The sequence below is a fragment of the Soehngenia sp. genome, from assembly GCF_055108775.1.
Genome location: NZ_JBSQIL010000016.1, coordinates 1 through 17611 on the forward strand (window position 1 = coordinate 1; position 17611 = coordinate 17611).

General features: G+C 31.0%; 14 protein-coding genes. 2 read left to right on the top strand and 12 right to left on the bottom strand.

The window, feature by feature from the left end:
- Nucleotides 1-97 precede the first annotated feature (97 nt).
- Nucleotides 98-661 carry a phosphatase PAP2 family protein gene (locus ACTB1H_RS03570; RefSeq protein WP_463261464.1) on the bottom strand — a complete coding sequence of 188 codons (564 nt, stop codon included), beginning with the start codon at nt 659-661 and terminating at the stop codon, nt 98-100.
- A gap of 99 nt (nt 662-760) precedes the next feature.
- Between ACTB1H_RS03570 and ACTB1H_RS03575 the strand changes: the two genes are divergently transcribed.
- A complete protein-coding gene (locus tag ACTB1H_RS03575; RefSeq protein ID WP_463261465.1) occupies nt 761-2620 on the top strand; it encodes an ATP-dependent helicase in 1860 nt (619 codons plus the stop codon).
- Here the strand turns inward: ACTB1H_RS03575 and ACTB1H_RS03580 are convergent.
- The 8 genes from ACTB1H_RS03580 to ACTB1H_RS03615 form a co-directional block, all read right to left on the bottom strand.
- A complete protein-coding gene (locus ACTB1H_RS03580; protein ID WP_463261466.1) occupies nt 2613-3338 on the bottom strand; it encodes an HAD family hydrolase in 726 nt (241 codons plus the stop codon). The two genes, ACTB1H_RS03575 and ACTB1H_RS03580, sit on opposite strands and share 8 nt — an antisense overlap.
- A 99-nt stretch (nt 3339-3437) precedes the next feature.
- Nucleotides 3438-3632: a hypothetical protein gene (locus ACTB1H_RS03585; protein WP_463261467.1), complete on the bottom strand. Its 195-nt coding sequence runs from the start codon at nt 3630-3632 to the stop codon at nt 3438-3440.
- Between the two features lie 20 nt (nt 3633-3652).
- On the bottom strand, nt 3653-5173 hold the full coding sequence (locus tag ACTB1H_RS03590) for an ABC transporter ATP-binding protein (RefSeq protein ID WP_463261468.1): 1521 nt from the start codon (nt 5171-5173) through the stop codon (nt 3653-3655).
- Nucleotides 5166-6158 carry an ABC transporter ATP-binding protein gene (locus ACTB1H_RS03595; protein WP_463261469.1) on the bottom strand — a complete coding sequence of 331 codons (993 nt, stop codon included), beginning with the start codon at nt 6156-6158 and terminating at the stop codon, nt 5166-5168. Before ACTB1H_RS03595 ends, ACTB1H_RS03590 begins: the two co-directional genes overlap by 8 nt.
- 12 nt (nt 6159-6170) lie before the next feature.
- Nucleotides 6171-7988: an ABC transporter permease subunit gene (locus tag ACTB1H_RS03600; RefSeq protein WP_463261470.1), complete on the bottom strand. Its 1818-nt coding sequence runs from the start codon at nt 7986-7988 to the stop codon at nt 6171-6173.
- A gap of 11 nt (nt 7989-7999) precedes the next feature.
- Nucleotides 8000-8986, bottom strand: coding sequence for an ABC transporter permease (locus ACTB1H_RS03605; RefSeq protein ID WP_463261471.1), 987 nt, complete (start codon nt 8984-8986; stop codon nt 8000-8002).
- Nucleotides 8987-9134: 148 nt separating this feature from the next.
- Nucleotides 9135-11030: an ABC transporter substrate-binding protein gene (locus ACTB1H_RS03610; RefSeq protein WP_463261472.1), complete on the bottom strand. Its 1896-nt coding sequence runs from the start codon at nt 11028-11030 to the stop codon at nt 9135-9137.
- A gap of 182 nt (nt 11031-11212) precedes the next feature.
- A complete protein-coding gene (locus ACTB1H_RS03615; RefSeq protein ID WP_463261473.1) occupies nt 11213-12076 on the bottom strand; it encodes a DegV family protein in 864 nt (287 codons plus the stop codon).
- Between the two features lie 95 nt (nt 12077-12171).
- Between ACTB1H_RS03615 and pepT the strand changes: the two genes are divergently transcribed.
- Nucleotides 12172-13398: a peptidase T gene (gene pepT / locus ACTB1H_RS03620; protein WP_463261474.1), complete on the top strand. Its 1227-nt coding sequence runs from the start codon at nt 12172-12174 to the stop codon at nt 13396-13398.
- 33 nt (nt 13399-13431) lie between these two features.
- On the opposite strand, the gene cls is transcribed toward pepT, so the two are convergent.
- From cls to ACTB1H_RS03635, 3 genes are all read right to left on the bottom strand, one after another.
- The gene (gene cls / locus ACTB1H_RS03625; protein ID WP_463261475.1) at nt 13432-14886 is read right to left on the bottom strand and encodes a cardiolipin synthase; all 1455 of its coding nucleotides are present in this window, start codon (nt 14884-14886) and stop codon (nt 13432-13434) included.
- Nucleotides 14887-14903: 17 nt separating this feature from the next.
- The gene (typA, locus tag ACTB1H_RS03630; protein WP_463261477.1) at nt 14904-16718 is read right to left on the bottom strand and encodes a translational GTPase TypA; all 1815 of its coding nucleotides are present in this window, start codon (nt 16716-16718) and stop codon (nt 14904-14906) included.
- A 196-nt stretch (nt 16719-16914) separates the two neighbouring features.
- Nucleotides 16915-17268: a YbaN family protein gene (locus ACTB1H_RS03635; RefSeq protein WP_463261478.1), complete on the bottom strand. Its 354-nt coding sequence runs from the start codon at nt 17266-17268 to the stop codon at nt 16915-16917.
- Nucleotides 17269-17611: the final 343 nt, after the last annotated feature.

A 17611-nucleotide genomic window follows, 5' to 3' on the forward strand; every position in this document is an offset into this window, starting at 1 on the left:
TAATTAATTAATTGTTTAATTGCAAAATCTATTGAATTTTTAATTTTAGCTGTGGATAACTCTATATATTTTTAATTTTGTATTCTGCAACTATCTATTATAAATTTATCATTGCTAAAATATTGTTTATTGCCTCTACAGCCCATTGAAAATTATAATGAACGATAAATGAAGAAATAATGCCAAGTATAATCCCTGCTAATACATCTGATGGATAATGAACTCCAAGATAAATCCTACTAATCCCAACCAATCCTGCAAATATAAAAAATACTACTGATAGGTGTGGGATATTTAACGAAAATACAGTAGCTAGGCAAAAGCTAGCAGTAGTATGCCCTGAAGGGAATGAATAGTCTTTCATCTCTATGCCATAGGTATTTAAATTATCCAATACTTTATATGGCCTTTTTCTACCAAGTGTCCTTTTTAAAAACTGAACTATTATTTGACTAAAGAATAGAGCTATTAATAATTCAATCCCTATCAATTTTATTTTATTATTACCTAAAAAAATTAAAATAAAAGAAATAATAGTATTCGATATTGCTCCTCCCATGTTAGTTATATATATCATAGTTTTATCGAAATAACTATTTTTAATCTTATTATTAAATATACTAAAGAAATAATTATCAAACTTTTCAAATATTTTCTTCATCATTCACCTCTTAACTTATATATTATTATAGTATATTATTACAAATGAATAAAGAGTATAATTAAAACTAGACATATAATATCTTTTTAGGAGGCTAAAATGCAATTTAGTAAAGAACAAAATCTAGCTATTTCTCATTTAAATGGCCCTGCACTGGTTTTAGCAGTTCCTGGTTCTGGGAAGACTACTGTTTTGATTCATAGAGTATATTATCTAACAAAAAGACTAAATATTAATCCCAGAAAAATTCTTTCAATAACTTTCAGCAAGGCATCTGCTATTGATATGGAAAGAAGATTTCAAGAAACATTTCCATCTGCTAATATTGTTCCAAAATTTATGACAATTCATGCTTTCTGCTATGAAATAATTAGAACCTATGAGAGAAAAGCTAATCAAAAATATATATTAATTGAAAATGAATACATTGATAAAAATAAATATTCAATAGTTTCTGCAATTTATAAAAACCTTACTGGAAATCAAATTACAGAAGAAAAACTTGAAAACTTTTTTTCATATGTAGGTTTTATCAAAAATATGTGTATTACTCCAGAGGAATTTGTTAAAAACAAAAGGGTAGACATAGAAAATTTTATTGATATTTATTATAATTATGAAAAATACAAGTTAGATAAAAAATTAATAGATTTTGATGATATGTTGACAAAAGCTCATAGCATTCTAAAAACTGATAATAGCATACTTGATCTGTATAAAAACAAATTTGATTATATTCAAATAGATGAAGGGCAAGACACTTCTATAATTCAGTTTAACATAATTAGTTTAATTGCTAAACCAAAAAATAATATATTTGTTGTTGCTGACGATGACCAATCTATCTATGGTTTTCGAGGAGCTTATCCAAAACAACTGCTAGAGTTTAAAAAAATGTATCCAAATGGCCATATATACTATCTAAAAGAAAATTATCGGTCATCTAGAAATATAGTAGAAGCAAGTTATTCATTTATATCAAATAATTTGAATAGATACAAAAAAGATATTTTTACTAGTAATCCATACAGCTCTCCGATTAAAATTTTGAAATTTAGTACGATTTTAGACCAATATGGATTTTTAATTAAGGAGATTGAAAAAAATAAAGATGAGTCGCTTGCAATATTATATAGAAACAATTTATCTTCATTAGGTTTAATTTATTGCTTATCTGAAAAGAACTATAAATTTAGTATGAGAGATTTTAAGCTGAAATTCTTCAATCATTGGTTAATTAAAGATATTTTTTGCTTTTTAGAGTTTGCAAATGATACTAAGAATTTCTTGAAATATTCTCAGATATATTACAAGAAAAAAGGCTATATTTCTAAAAAAATGGTTTTTTGGGCAAGTACAAATAATAAAAATAATGATGTGTTCTCCAATATGCTTTCTTACCCTGGCTTGAGTGAGTTTTATAAGATGAAAATAAGGGAATTAGAATTGGATTTTAAAAAACTTTCTAAATTAAAGCCTAAAAACGCTATTGATTATATAGTATTTAATTTAGACTACCATTCGTATATAAAAGAGAATTGTAACAGGCTAGGATATACTTATGAAACTCTTATGCAAATGATATTTTATTTAAAGCTAATTGCAAATGATACTAATAATACTGAACAACTGCGTAACAAATTGATAAGTTTAGAAAGAAATATCAAAGAATCTTCAAAGGTACAAAGCAATATAACTTTATCCACTATTCATGGAGCTAAAGGTCTAGAATTCGATAAAGTTATAATCATAGATTTAATAAATGGCCAATTCCCAAGTTCTTCAAGTCTAGACATTCTAAATGATGGCAACCCAATTGAATTCGAAGAGGAACGCAGGCTTTTTTATGTCGGTATTACTAGAGCCAAATATGAGTTAACACTAACAAGTTACAATATATTGGATTCAATTGCAGTCAAACAATCTCAATTTATTGATGAACTAAGTAAAATCAAATGAGTTCAACATTAGAATCCAACTTATAAATTACGTTTTTCCTTTCAACAATAATTTGAATTTTTTTAGATAAATCCTCATCCTTTTTAATCATATTAAGGAGTTCAAAATTAGGATTAATAGTTATTGGGTTTCCTACCAATTTTAACATTGAATAATCGCCAGTTGTATCTCCATATGCAAAGCTCTCAGACAAATTTACATCATATTTATTTATTATTTCGTCGAGAGCTTTAGCTTTGCTCTCAGAATCCCACATTTTAATTAATTCTCCGGTAAAACAGTTGTTTTCATCCACCAAATATGCAGAACCTCTGTATTCAGTAGCACCATACTTCTTAGCCATTTCTGACACTAAAAAATCTGGACTACCTGATATGAAGAATATTTTGTGCCCATTTTCTTTGTGCCATTCTATTTGCCTTCTTGAATATTTATATACCATGTCCCAATTTAATTCAATAACATGCTTAGCTATAAATTCAATATAATCTTTTCTTATTCCCTTTAGTTCTTCTACATATACCTCAGCTAATATCTCTAAATATTCCTCAAAATCACCATATCTTCTCTCCCAATCCAAATATGCTTTTTCAACCTTAGAATACCATATCTCAGGACTTATTATCTCAAATGCAATTAACTTCCTAAAATGCTCTATCATTAGAGATTTTCGAAATATTGTTCCATCAATATCGAAAAAAGCTGCTATAGTACTCATATATATCCCTCCAATATTATGAATTTTATGCTTTGTGATATTATAGTTCTAATGATTCTTCTTGTCAAATAAAATATCGGCACAAAAAGTGCCGATATTTTATAATCTCAATACAAAATATATAATTAACCCCAGTACTATTAAAATTGGCAAAAAAACTATAACAGCAGATATGATTATCGCTAGAATATCAAGTTTTTCTAGCTCAATATCTTCATTTTCTTCTACTTCTGCTTTTTTGTTTTTATCATTTAGCCATTTAAAAGCACGATCTACTTTGTCTTGAAAAAACAATTAAATCACATCATTTCTAATTACACATTTAATTTATGGTGACAAGCCACAAAATGCCCCGGTCTAGCTTCTTCAAACTCCGGCTGAACTTGTGAACAAATTTCAGTTGCATATTTGCATCTTGTATGGAATTTGCATCCAGTAGGAGGTTTAATTGGGCTAGGTATATCTCCCTCTAAAACTTCAATTTTTGTTCCTTCTGGATCAGTAGTTGGTATAGCTGATAACAATGCTTGCGTATAAGGATGCATCATATGTTCAAAAATTTCTTCAGTATCTGCTAATTCAACAATATTTCCTAGATACATTACCCCTACCCTATCGCTAATATATCTTATTACACTCAAGTCATGACTTATAAACAAATAAGTCAAATTCTCTCTCTCTTTCAAATCAATTAAAAGATTGATAATCTGCGATTGAATTGAAACATCAAGTGCGGATACTGCTTCATCACAAACTATGAATTTTGGATTTAGCGCTATGGATCTAGCAATTCCAATTCTTTGCCTTTGTCCGCCAGAAAATTGATGAGGATATCTATGCACGAAATAAGGTGCGAGTCCACATTTTTCCATAGTTTCCAAAATATATGCTTGAGTTTGATCACTATTTTTTGGAAACATATTATGTGCAAATAAACCTTCTGAAATTATCTGACCAACAGTTAATCTTGGATTTAATGAAGAATATGGATCTTGGAAAATTAATTGTAAGTCTTTTCTTAATCTCCTCATTTCTTCATCTTCTAATTTAGCTAAATTTATCCCATCATCTTTTAATTTTTCATGTTTTTGAAAATCAGGATGATCTTTATATTTTTCTCTAAGCTTAATTATCTCAGTTTCATATTTATTTATTTCTTCTTCTTTTTTAGTTAATTCAGCTTTCAATTCTTCGATTTTGTTGACTTGCTTGTCAGTACCTTTACCTTTAGCCTTTAATTCATCAATTTCTATCTGCAATTTGTTAATTTCATCTCTTATTTCTCTAGCTTGTATTTTAACTTCAAATTGTCGAGTTAAAACATTAGATATCTGTGTTAGATCATCAGCAACAATAAATCCTCCTACTAATTCTACTATATCAAGATATTTGTTTCTTGCTTTTTTTTCGGACTCTCTATATTTTTCTAATGCTTTAAATTTTTCATTTCCATCCGGCAATTTTTCATAATTCAATTTATCTTGATTTTCTCTATTTCTTAGGTGATTTAGCTCGTTAACTTCCTTACTTAAATTCTTAAAAGTTTCAAGAACATATTGTGGTGTTATATCTTCTATGATTTTTCCATAGTAAAGTGTTCTTCCATCTGTTTGCTGATATAATTGAAGTAGTGTTCTTCCTAAAGTAGATTTCCCACAACCACTCTCTCCTACTAGACCAAATGTCTCTCCTTCATATATATCTAATGTAACATCCTCGTTAGCTCTTACAAACAAATGCTCAGGATTAAATATTGAACCTCTTTTTACAGGAAAATACTGTTTTAAATTCTCAACCCTAATCAATACTTTCTTGTTATCTTTATGGTTAGGCATTTGCTCTCACCCCTTTCTCTGGATAAAAGCACCTTATCTGGTGATCATTTTCAATATTGAGAAGTTTAGGCTCTTCATTATTGCATTTATCTGTTGCATATTTACATCTTGGTGCAAATTTGCATCCTTTAGGTAAATCTAGTGGATGAGGTACTGAACCAGGTATTGCTTCCAGTCTTTTTCCTTTTTCTGTATCTAACCTAGGAATTGAAAACATAAGCCCTTCAGTATAAGGATGCATGTATTTGCTTATATCTGAAAAAATTGTTTTTCTTGGTGCTTTCTCAACAACTTGCCCACAATACATAACAGCGACGTCATCTGCCATTTGATTTATTACTCCTAAGTCGTGAGTAATAAATAAAATCGATGTTCCTATTTGGGACTTAAGGTCATTCATTAGGTTCAATATCTGTGCTTGTATTGTAACATCGAGAGCTGTGGTAGGTTCGTCTGCAATCAATAGTTTAGGCATACATGCCAAAGCCATCGCTATCATAACTCTCTGTCTCATACCACCTGAAAGTTGATGTGGATATTGCTTTGCAACTGACTCAGGATTCGGTATCTTAACAAGCGAAAGCATGTTTACTACTTCCTTATTAGCTTGTTTTTTACTCATTTTTTGATGTATTATGAAAGGCTCTGCGACTTGCCTTTCTATAGTAAAGACTGGATTTAAAGAGGTCATTGGTTCTTGGAAAATAACAGAAATATCATTCCCTCTTATATGAGTCATTTCTCTAATAGGTACATCTGCCAAATTTTGACCATCAAATATAATTTCTCCGCTTTCGATATACCCATTGCCATCCAATAACTTTATAATACTCATTGCTGATACGCTTTTCCCACTTCCAGATTCTCCAACAAGTCCTAAGGTTTTCCCTTGATCTATTGAATAAGTTACACCATTTACTGCTTTTACTATGCCTCTTTTTGTTTTGAAAAATGTGTGAAGATCTCTAATTTCTAATAGTGCCATCTATTATTCCCCCTAACGTTCTTGAGATTTAGGGTCAATCGCATCTCTTAATCCATCTCCAATTAAGTTGATGCAAATAACGCATACACCTAATATAATGGAAGCAAATACCCATCTCCACCAGTAATTTTGAATAACTATACTATTGTTAGCGCCATACAACATATTCCCCCATGTCGGCTGAGGAGGCTGTACCCCAAATCCAAGGTAGGATAAAGTGGCTTCTGTAAGCATACTGGTTGCAAAAGACAAAGTTGCAGAAACAATTATTACAGAAACAACATTTGGTAATATATGTTTAAAAATGATACTTACTTGCTTTATACCAACTGATCTAGCAGCAGTAACGTATTCTTGTTCTCTAATAGATAGTATTTGAGCTCTTACAAGTCTTTGTAAGCCTGGCCATGATAAAAGACCTAATATTACCATGATCAAAAATACTCTTTGATTTGGAGGTATTCTATTACCAATCAGTGAAGACAGTATCATCGCAAATGGTAAGAATGGTAATGATGAAACCATTTCTGAAATTCTTTGCAACACCATGTCTACTTTTCCCCCGACAAATCCAGAAATACTACCAACTATTATGCCTATAAAAGTAGAAATTACTACAGCTACTGCTCCAATAAATACAGACATTCTACCACCGTTTATTAGCCTAGATAATATATCTCTGCCTAGCTCGTCCGTACCCAAAAGATATCCTTTTAATCCCCAGGTGTGTAGGTTTCCATTTTCATCGATTGCATAGTTTTGATAATAATCAGTGAAATAGCTAACAACTGTTACATCGCTTAATCCAGAAGGAACATCTGACTGATTATAATTATTAGCACCCCATGAAACGATTTTGCCATTTTCCGTTAAAGCAGTATAGTGAAATCTTCCCCCTTGTATCGCTACTATTTTATCATCAACTAGCTCAGGTGGATTTCCTTCTCCTCTTGTTGAAATATTTCCCCAAACAAATACTTTTCCATCTTCATTTACAGCAGCTACTGTGTTCGCAGTTGTTCCAACATCTACAATTTTCCCCATATTTTCTGGAATTCTAGTATATGCATTTTGTTGATTCCCCAAATATACTACTTCACCTGATTTTGTTAATCCTAGTACTCCATCCGCTGTGGTGACTATCTTTTCAATCTGGCCTTGGTAATCATGGAATTCGTTATAGTCATTATTCATAGAATTCCCAAAATAATATATATATCCATCATCAGTCAAAACAATGGATGATTGATATCCTGCTTCAATCTGCTTTATATTTTTCAAATTTTGTACCTCATAAGGAGGAGTAGATTGCATTTGTCTGTTATTTCCTGAGAAAAATAGTTTGCCATCTTCGTTTAAAAACATTATGTGATCATAACCTGCAGCAACTTGAACAATTTTACCCATATCATTAGGTATATTAGCAACATCTAAAGCTGAAGAAACTCTAGTTTTCCCCCATATAAATACTTCTCCATCATTTGAAATACCTACTGAAAAAGTTGGCCCAACAGAAATTTGCTTTATATTGCCTTGAAGTTCTTTAGGAACCTTCATCATATCAAGACCTGGTGCAACATTAATCTGAGTCACCTCTGAGAAAGATAGATCTATAGGAATAAATAGCGGTCCTATGAGAACTATAGCTAAAATTATCATGAATCCTATAAATCCAGTCATAGCAACCTTGTTGTCTCTAAAATTCGAAATAATTGTCCTAAAAGGACTTTGAACTAATTCTTCTTCATAAATAGACAATTCGTTTTTCCCACCAAATAGTCTTCTAAGGAGGGAAAATCTTTTTTTCTTTGGATTGTTATCTTTTTGCATGTTTCTCCTCCTTATTTATTTACTCTTACTCTTGGATCTACTATACCATAGCTTAAGTCTGATAATAAATTACCAAGAAGAGCAAGTATTATATAGAATAATTGTATTGCTAGTGCTACATTATAATCCTGATTAGTCAATGCCGATATATAAAAATCTCCCATTCCTTTAAGATTGAACATTCTCTCCACAACTAGCGACCCTGCAAATACACTCATTAGCCAGCTAATGATTAGTGTTATAACTGGTAGAAGTGCATTTCTCCATGCATGTGAAAAAATGACAACTCTTTCTTTAAGTCCTTTAGCTCTTGCAGTCCTTATGTAATCCATGCTCAATGCATCGATCATAGCAGCTCTTACATATCTAGTTAATCCTCCTAGAGAACCTACTACTAATACTCCTAAAGGCAATGCTAAGTGATACATCATATCTTTAAACTCTTCCCAAGGTGTGCCAGAAAAATTAGGAGTATTTAGTCCACTTACAGGGAACCATCCCAATCTTACAGCAAATAAATATATAAATAATAGTGCAATTATAAATACTGGAATGCTATATCCAACAATAGTTAATACTTGCACTGACTTGTCAAAAACAGAATTTTTCTTTACGGCTGTAAATATTCCAAGAGGAATAGTTATAGCTAATGTGATTATAATCGAAAAAATGTTTATAAAAACTGTAACTTTCATAGGATTAATAATCACTTGGTTAACAGGTAATTTATATACAGATGACATACCGAAATCTCCTCGAAGCACACCACTCATCCATTTTGCGTATCTCACAGGTAGTGGATCATCAAGGCCTAGTCTCTGACGTGCTTGCTCATATCTATACTGATATTCTTCTGCTGTTAATTTGTTCCTTAAAGGTTCTAATTCAGCTCTTGCTGGGTCACCTGGAATCAAATTGTATAAGAAGAAAAGTACTACTGACATGATTAGAAACACCAAAATCATATACATTATTCTCTTTCCTACGTACTTAAGCATTTTCCCCCCGCCTTAAATCAAATTTTATGTTTCTTAAAAAATGCATATTCTTAAAATAATTTATGAATTTACACTGGTAAAATGTTCTTTAGACTAAGAAATAGGGGAAGCTCCCCTATTTCTTAGTAAATATGAAATTTTTATTGAATTACTCTGTTACATATGCGTATAAAATCGCCTGTGAAATCCTAACTAAAGCGTTGATTTCATAATCTTTCAATTTATCATTGTAGAAATCATGGTAAATATTTGAATACAATGGAACATCTGGCAACAAATAATTCCATCTTTCTACAAATTCTACAAATTTTTGTTTAAATCCTTCTCTGTCTTCAGGATCAACTTTAACCATTTCTTGAGCCAATCTATCTAGCTCTTCATCCAAAATAAAGTTTGTATTGTAACCTTGTTCAAACATAACTGGATCTGTTGTATATTTTGTTGATTGATCATATACAGGAGGGTAATTAGTTGATAAGTTAAACATATGATATGTTGGCACTCCGTATTTTGCGCCTTGAGTTGGATCCCTGTATAGATAATTCAACAATTCAGTAAATGTCATTACAGTTTGATTTATTTGAATACCAGCAGCTGCTAAATCTGGATTTTCTTGCAATTTAACTACTAGCAAATCAGAAACTGCATTTTGTTCACTTGATGCCCATTCAATGATTAATGGCATTAAAGTACCATCATCCATTTTCTTATATCTAATTCCTGATTCATATGGATTCCCATTTGCATCAAGATTGAATCCAGCTTGGTCTAACAATTCTTTTGCTGATTCAAGGCTGTATGGATATTGATTTAATTTTTGATTTAATTCTGCTTTAGTCTCTTGATAGAACCACATTGATTCACCATAAGGCCCATTTACTACAGAACCAAATCCACCAGTAAATGCCTTAGCAAAGTCGTTTCTATCAATTAAGTGAGCTATAGCTTGTCTAACTTCAACAAATTGTGTTGGTCCATGATCGCATTGGAATTGAATTTTACCATAACCAGATCTTGGATATGCTGTGTAAGAGAATCCACCTTTTTCAACCAAATCAAGACCTGCATTAATTTCGTCTCCACCAACTGTTCCTGATATAAGATCAACAGATCCTGTTGATAATTCATCAAAAGCTGTTTCTTGATTTACTTTCTTGTATATTACTGTCTGAATTAAAGGTTTTTGTCCAGTATAATCACCAGGAAAGTTTGGATTTACTTCTAAAACAGCTGTTTTAGCTGCTTCATCATAGCTCTTTAATACATATGGTCCAGTAGAAGGTCTAGGAACTTCTCTTCTAGCTAAATTAATTCTTTCTTCAAAATTTTCTTTTGTGAAGTTTTCTGATAAATATGCACCATTTCCATCATCTTTAACTTCAACAGTTTCATCTGTCCAGAAAGATAGCTTGGTTGGTGCTATACTTGCTAGAGTCAGTTCAAAGAAGTATGGGATATTTTCTGCTGCTATTGTAACAGAAAATGTCTTATCATCTATTAAATTAACACCTGCAAACTCTTTTGTTGCTCCAGAAGAGTAATCTTTCCATCCTTTTAGGTAATAACCGTAATCATTACTTGCTCCCATTTCGCCAACTACTGAAGATGACCACAATAGTACACTTGCTACATAGTCTTTTGCAGTAATTGGAGTACCATCATCATAAACAAGCCCATCTTTAATTGTCCATGTGTAAGTTTTTGATCCATCTTCGTTAAGTGTAGTTTCGTATTTTTCTACAGCAGCATCATTTACTACATATTCACCACCAAAAGTGATATCTACTGTGGATAAAGCTGTTATGAAATTGTATATGTCGTAATCAGCTGCGTTGTTTTGCCAATAAGGAACCCAATCCCCAGAAAGCTCAGTAGTATTACCAATAGTTAGTTGCCCTGTTGGACTAGTTGGTTTTCCACCAGTTACTGGTTCCTCAACGACAGGTTCTTCTGGTGTTACAGGCTCTTCAGTTGTAGAACATCCAGCTAGCATTGATAGCAACAATGTGAACACCAAAAGTAGAACTATACTTTTTTTCTTCATGAAATTTCCCCCTTTTTTATTTTAATAAATGTTTTACCTCTTTAGGCCTTCGAAAGAATATTCAGACCAATTTAGGTATTACATTGATTATATATTAATTTCTTGTGAATTTCAATATGTTTTTAATTTATATAATTGTTTGAATATTGTCTAATTTTTACATCACTTTAAATCCTGAAATTTTAAAGTTTATATTTAGGGTAAAATAAGGCTATAGTTCCAGGGCCAGAGTGAGCCCCAATAGTTGCTCCTATCATATTTATGATAAAATTTTTCGCCCCATACTTTTCTTCAATCATAGATTTTAATTTAAGTGCACCTTCTAGATCATCACCATGAGTTATACATATTGTAGCATCTGTAAAATCTTTATCGACACTTCTTTCTCCCATCAATTCAACCATTCTAGGTAAAACTTTATTTTTTCCTCTAATTTTTTCTAAAGGAACAAGTTTGCCTTGTTTTACTTCAAGTATAGGTTTTATGTTTAACATTCCTCCTAAAACTGCTGAGGTTCTAGAAACCCTACCTCCTCTGTATAAGTATTCAATGTCATCAACAGTAAATATATGGTCTATAGATTCTTTAGCTAATTTAACCTTTTCTAGTATAGTTTCGACATCTGCACCAGCCTTTGCCAATTTTGCAGCTTCCAAAACAATTAGCCCACAACCACCTGAAGCTGCTAAAGTATCGATTACTTCGATTTTTGCTTCAGGATATTTTTCTAATATATTTTCTTTAGCTATTACACTAGATTGATAAGTAGATGATAATTCAGATGAAAATCCTACATATACTACAGGGATTCCTTTTTGAGCATAATATTCAAATTTTTCTTCAAATGCTATTGGAGAAACTTGGGCTGTTTTAAAAACTTCTTTATTTCTCATCCCATCATATATCATTTTAGGTGATATTTCTAATATGTCTTTATATTCCGTATTGTCTTTTATTATTGTCATAGGTAGAACATCTATCACATATTCGTTTAATATTTCTTCTGGTAAATCGCTAGCTGAGTCCGTAATAATTTTCACATTCATAACTTTGTTCCCCTCCTTTTGTACTTTCTTATATAATATATAAAATGATATAATTATACAATAGATAGATTTAAAAAATTAAGGAGTGATAGGTGTTGGAAAATTTAACAAAGAGATTTATAGAATATGTCAAGATCGAAACAACTTCAGACGAGCAATCATCTACTTGCCCTAGCACAAAAAATCAATTAGAATTTGCTAAAATGCTAGCAGAAGAGCTTAGTAAAATAGGCCTTGAGGATGTGGAAGTTGATGAAAATGGATATGTGATGGCAACATGCCCATCAAATACCAATAAGAAACTCCCTGTAATTGGATTTATTGCGCATATGGATACAAGCCCAGATATGTCAGGCAGAAATGTTAACCCTAAAATAATAAGAAATTACAGTGGGAATGATATAATACTAAACGAAGGAAAGAATATTGTACTGTCCCCTAATGATTTTCCCGACCTACTAGAAAACATAGGTTTAGATTTAATAACCACCGATGGAACAACTTTATTAGGCGCTGATAATAAGGCTGGAATTGCCGAAATAATTACTGCTATGGAATATTTGTTAACTCATCCTGAAATTGAACATGGTAAGATAAGGATAGCTTTCACTCCAGATGAAGAAATAGGTAGAGGTGCTGATCTATTTAATGTTCAAAAATTCGGTGCCGATTTTGCGTATACAGTTGACGGAGGTCCATTGGGAGAATTAGAATATGAAAACTTTAATGCAGCAAGTGCTAAAATAACTATTCAAGGGAGAAATGTGCATCCAGGTAGCGCAAAAGGAAAGATGGTTAACTCAATCTTGGTTGCTATGGAATTAAATTCTATGCTTCCTGTAAACGAGAGACCTGAATTCACTGAAAAATATGAGGGATTCTATCATTTGACAAATATTAATGGAACAGTTGAAAATACAACAATTTCTTACATTATCAGAGATCATTCTAAAGAATTATTTGAAAATAAAAAAATACTATTGCAAGAAATCGTAGAATTTTTAAATAAGAAGTATGGTGATATTATTGATCTAGAGATAAATGATTCTTATTATAACATGAAAGAAAAAATTGAGCCTAATATGTATATAATAGATCTTGCTAAAGAAGCGATGATTAGTATAGGTATAGAACCTAGAATTCAACCCATTAGAGGTGGTACTGATGGAGCAAGGTTGTCTTTCATGGGGCTACCTTGCCCAAATATATTTACAGGTGGTTATAATTTTCATGGGAAATATGAATATATTCCAATACAAAGCATGGAAAAGGCTGTAGAAACAATTCTTGAAATAATAAAATTAACAGTTAAGAAATTTTAAATGAATACTATAAGGCTCAGCATATGCTGAGCCTTATAGTATAGGTGAAAGTAACCTTGAAAAAGATTCTTTAATTTTTATTATGTTAGATCGTTTATTATATTCTTCCAATGTCATTTCTTTGCAATTGTCTATATCATTGATAAATCTTTCTGTTAATTTGTTATTTATCACTTTATCATAGATAAACGCATTTATCTCAAAATTTAATTTGAAACTTCTAATATCTAAATTCGCTGTGCCTACAGAAGAAACAAAGTCATCCATTATCAATACTTTTGAATGTAAAAATCCCTTTTGATAAGTATAAAATCTAACTCCTGCCTCTAGCAACTCTCCCATATAACTCGTTCCAGCCCAATATACGAATGGATGATCCGGTTTATTAGGTACCATAACGCGAACATCTACCCCTGAAAGGCTTGCAATTTTTAATGCTTCGAATATACTATCATCTGGTATAAAATAAGGAGATTCAATATATAATTTATGCTTTGCGTTTGAAATCATTTTAAAATAACCATCTTTAATTCCTGTCCACTTAGAATCAGGTCCACTGCTTACAATTTGAATACCAGTTTTGTTGTTTGGGAGATTTTCTATAGAAGTCTGACATCCCTTTAGTTCTTTCTTTGTTGCAAACCTCCAATCAACAAAAAATTGCCATAAAACAAAGCTAATTGCTTCGCCAGTTATCTTGATATGAGTATCTCTCCAATCCCCAAATTTTTTAGATAAACCTAAATACTCATCTCCTACATTAAATCCTCCTAGAAACGCCTCTTTCCCATCTATTACGCATATTTTTCTATGATTGCGATAATTAACCCTTGTATTTACGAAAGGAATTATTGAAGGAAAGAAAAAAGCAACTTCTGCTCCAGCAAGTTTTAGCGGTTCAAGAGATTTTTTTCTTAATTTTCTTCCTCCCATACCGTCCACTAATAGTTTTACATCTACACCTTCATTAGCCTTTTGAGTTAATATTTCTAATAATTTGCTTCCTATATGATCACTTTTAAAAATATAGTACTCTATATAGATATATTTTTTTGCTTTCTTTATACTTTCAAATAGTTCCTTGAATTTATCTTTCCCATTAAATAGCAATTCCACATCATTATTATAGGTAAAAATTGATTTATCCCCTTTAAGATGTAAGTTTATTATATCTTCATATACAAAAAATTCTTTATACTCATCACTAAACTCAGGAGAATTAAATAATTCTTCCTGCTCTTTCACCATTTCATCAAAGCAATCATCTTCTTCAGCTTTAATTTTGAACATTTTTTTCTTTGAGAGATCTTGTCCAATTATCAAATAGAAAATAAATCCAACTATAGGCAGAAAAAATAATACCATAAGCCATAACCATGTAGAAGTTGGATTTCTTCTTTCAAAAAAAACAAGGATGATTGCCAAAATTAAATTAACCCAAAACAGATTGGAAAAGATAAGAAAATATGCAGATGCAAAATCGTTCATAAGAACACCTCTTATTGTTACTTTTTAGATTTATATCTTAAATTTGAGTTTAATATCCTTTTTCTAATCCTGAAATTCTTAGGTGTAATTTCTATTAATTCATCACTTTCAATGAACTCTAGTGCTTCTTCTAAGGATAAAGATTTGGCAGGTGATAATCTAAGAGCTTCATCAGATCCAGCTGCTCTTATATTCGATTGCTGTTTTTTCCTTGTGACATTTACTTCAATATCTAGCCCTTTAGGATTTGAGCCAACGACCATTCCTTCGTAAACTTCCGTGCCTGGTGTTATAAAAAGTACTCCTCTTTCTTGAGCTTGATATAAACCGTATGAAGTGGCTTCTCCAGTCTCAAATGCAATCAGAGAGCCTACTTTTCTTTTTGGTATGTCACCTTTGTAAAGTTCATATCCTTCGAAAATTGAATTTAAAATCCCATTGCCCTTTGTATCGCTTAAAAACTCTTGTCTATATCCTATTAAACCTCTTGCTGGTATTAAAAACTCTAATCTAGAATATCCAGAGCTGTTATCAGATATGCTTACTAGCTCTCCTTTTCTTTGTCCTAACTTTTCAATTACGATTCCAATATACTCTGTGCTTACATCAATGATTACTCTTTCTATTGGTTCGTATTTTTTGCCGTCTATTATTTTGTATAAAACTTCAGGTTTAGATACTTGAAACTCATATCCTTCTCTTCTCATATTCTCTATTAAAACGGATAAATGAAGTTCTCCTCTGCCAGAAACTTTAAATGAATCAGTGCTGGAAGTCTCTTCTACCCTCAAACTAACATCTGTTTGAAGTTCTTTGAACAACCTGTTTCTTAACTGTCTAGATGTTACAAACTCTCCCTCTCTACCCGCAAATGGGCTGTCATTTACACTAAAAGTCATCGAAAGAGTAGGCTCAGAAATCTTTACAAATGGAAGTGCTTCAATTTCATCGATATCACATATGGTATCTCCAACTTCGATTTCAGAAGGTCCTGTTATTGCAACAATGCTCCCAAATTTAGCAGTTTCGACTTCTATTTTATTTAATCCTTGAAATTCATATATTTTGGATATTTTCGCTTTCTCTTTTTTCTCAGGATGAGCATAATTTACAATATATATTTCTTGATTAGTTTTTAATTCTCCTCTTTCAATTTTACCTATACCTATTCTGCCTTGATAATCATTGTAATCAATTGTAGAAATTAAAACTTGTCCTTTACCATTTTCATCACCTTCAGGAGCTGGTATATAATTAATAATCGTTTCAAATAAATCCTTTAAATCCTCTTTTGGTGTCTCAATCTCTAAAGTAGCTGTCCCTTGTTTAGCAGAAATAAATACAAATGGTGCATCTAGTTGATTGTCATTAGCCCCTAATTCTATAAACAAATCTAATATTTCATCTATAACTTCATCTGGCCTTGCATCTTGTCTATCAATTTTATTTATTGCAACAATAACGGGTAAATTGAGCTCCAATGCTTTTTTTAAAACAAACTTAGTCTGTGGCATAGGCCCTTCAAATGCATCAACTAGCAAAACTACACCATTTACCATTTTGAGAACTCTTTCTACCTCTCCACCAAAATCAGCATGTCCAGGAGTATCAACAATATTAATTTTTATACCATTATAGATAACAGCAGTATTTTTAGATAGTATTGTTATACCTCTTTCGCGTTCAATATCATTTGAGTCCATTATCCTCTCTTCAACCACTTGATTTTGTCTAAATATCCCTGATTGTTTTAATAAACTATCAACTAATGTTGTCTTGCCATGATCAACATGTGCAATTATGGCTATATTTCTAATGTCTTCTCTCTTCATATATTACATTTCCTTCCTAAAATTTCATTTAAATTATTATTAATTCTTAACCTTATAAGTTTACCATAAATATATTATAATTTAAACTTAAATTTATAAGGTTTAGATATAAATTGCGCTAAGTATATTACAAACTGAATAAAACATTTAATATTAAATTTATTTAAAACTTAAATTTATAAAAGTTACTATGATTTTATATAGTTTTAAATGACATTATATGAATAGTTACTCCAATGGCTACTATAAATAAAATTACAGATATTATTAACTTGCTAATAAGCCAAGCAGAAATAGAAATCCCAAGCCATAAAGTAGTTATTGATATAACCTTTGCCTTTTTAGGAATTGAATGATTTTCTCTATAATTTTTGATATACTTACCTAAGTATTGATGGTTTATTAGCCAATCATAAAGTTTATCAGAACTTCTTATATAGCAGGCAGCTGATAACAATAAAAAAGGTGTTGTTGGCAGAATAGGAAGCGGTATTCCAATTACTCCCAAAGATAAAGATACCGTCCCAACAACAATCAAGAATATTTTCAATACTTCTTCCTCCTCATTAAAAGTAAATTATATTAAATTTTGCGGATTTGTTAATAAAGTCAAATATCTGATTAAAAAAACAAAAATTCATTTTTGATTAACTCAATTACTGATATCAAGTAATTATACCATAACTTGCAAATATTCATACTTACAAAAAATTATAAACTAATAGAAATTTTCTCTTAGTTTATAATACCAATTATTAATTCAACAATATTATTCTAATAAATCAAAAAATGAATTTTAGCTAAGAGGTCCGATTAATTCTTCATGAAAGGCGGGCGTATACAAAAGAAATAAAATAGATTTGAGTTATTGCATCAATTAGATATGAATATAT

Excerpts from the sequence above, each read along its gene's own strand:
- ACTB1H_RS03570 (WP_463261464.1), bottom strand. The coding sequence starts at position 661 with ATGAAGAAAATATTTGAAAAGTTTGATAATTATTTCTTTAGTATATTT.
- ACTB1H_RS03575 (WP_463261465.1), top strand. The coding sequence starts at position 761 with ATGCAATTTAGTAAAGAACAAAATCTAGCTATTTCTCATTTAAATGGC.
- ACTB1H_RS03580 (WP_463261466.1), bottom strand. The coding sequence starts at position 3,338 with ATGAGTACTATAGCAGCTTTTTTCGATATTGATGGAACAATATTTCGA.
- ACTB1H_RS03590 (WP_463261468.1), bottom strand. The coding sequence starts at position 5,173 with ATGCCTAACCATAAAGATAACAAGAAAGTATTGATTAGGGTTGAGAAT.
- ACTB1H_RS03595 (WP_463261469.1), bottom strand. The coding sequence starts at position 6,158 with ATGGCACTATTAGAAATTAGAGATCTTCACACATTTTTCAAAACAAAA.
- ACTB1H_RS03600 (WP_463261470.1), bottom strand. The coding sequence starts at position 7,988 with ATGCAAAAAGATAACAATCCAAAGAAAAAAAGATTTTCCCTCCTTAGA.
- ACTB1H_RS03605 (WP_463261471.1), bottom strand. The coding sequence starts at position 8,986 with ATGCTTAAGTACGTAGGAAAGAGAATAATGTATATGATTTTGGTGTTT.
- ACTB1H_RS03610 (WP_463261472.1), bottom strand. The coding sequence starts at position 11,030 with ATGAAGAAAAAAAGTATAGTTCTACTTTTGGTGTTCACATTGTTGCTA.
- ACTB1H_RS03615 (WP_463261473.1), bottom strand. The coding sequence starts at position 12,076 with ATGAATGTGAAAATTATTACGGACTCAGCTAGCGATTTACCAGAAGAA.
- cls (WP_463261475.1), bottom strand. The coding sequence starts at position 14,886 with ATGAACGATTTTGCATCTGCATATTTTCTTATCTTTTCCAATCTGTTT.
- typA (WP_463261477.1), bottom strand. The coding sequence starts at position 16,718 with ATGAAGAGAGAAGACATTAGAAATATAGCCATAATTGCACATGTTGAT.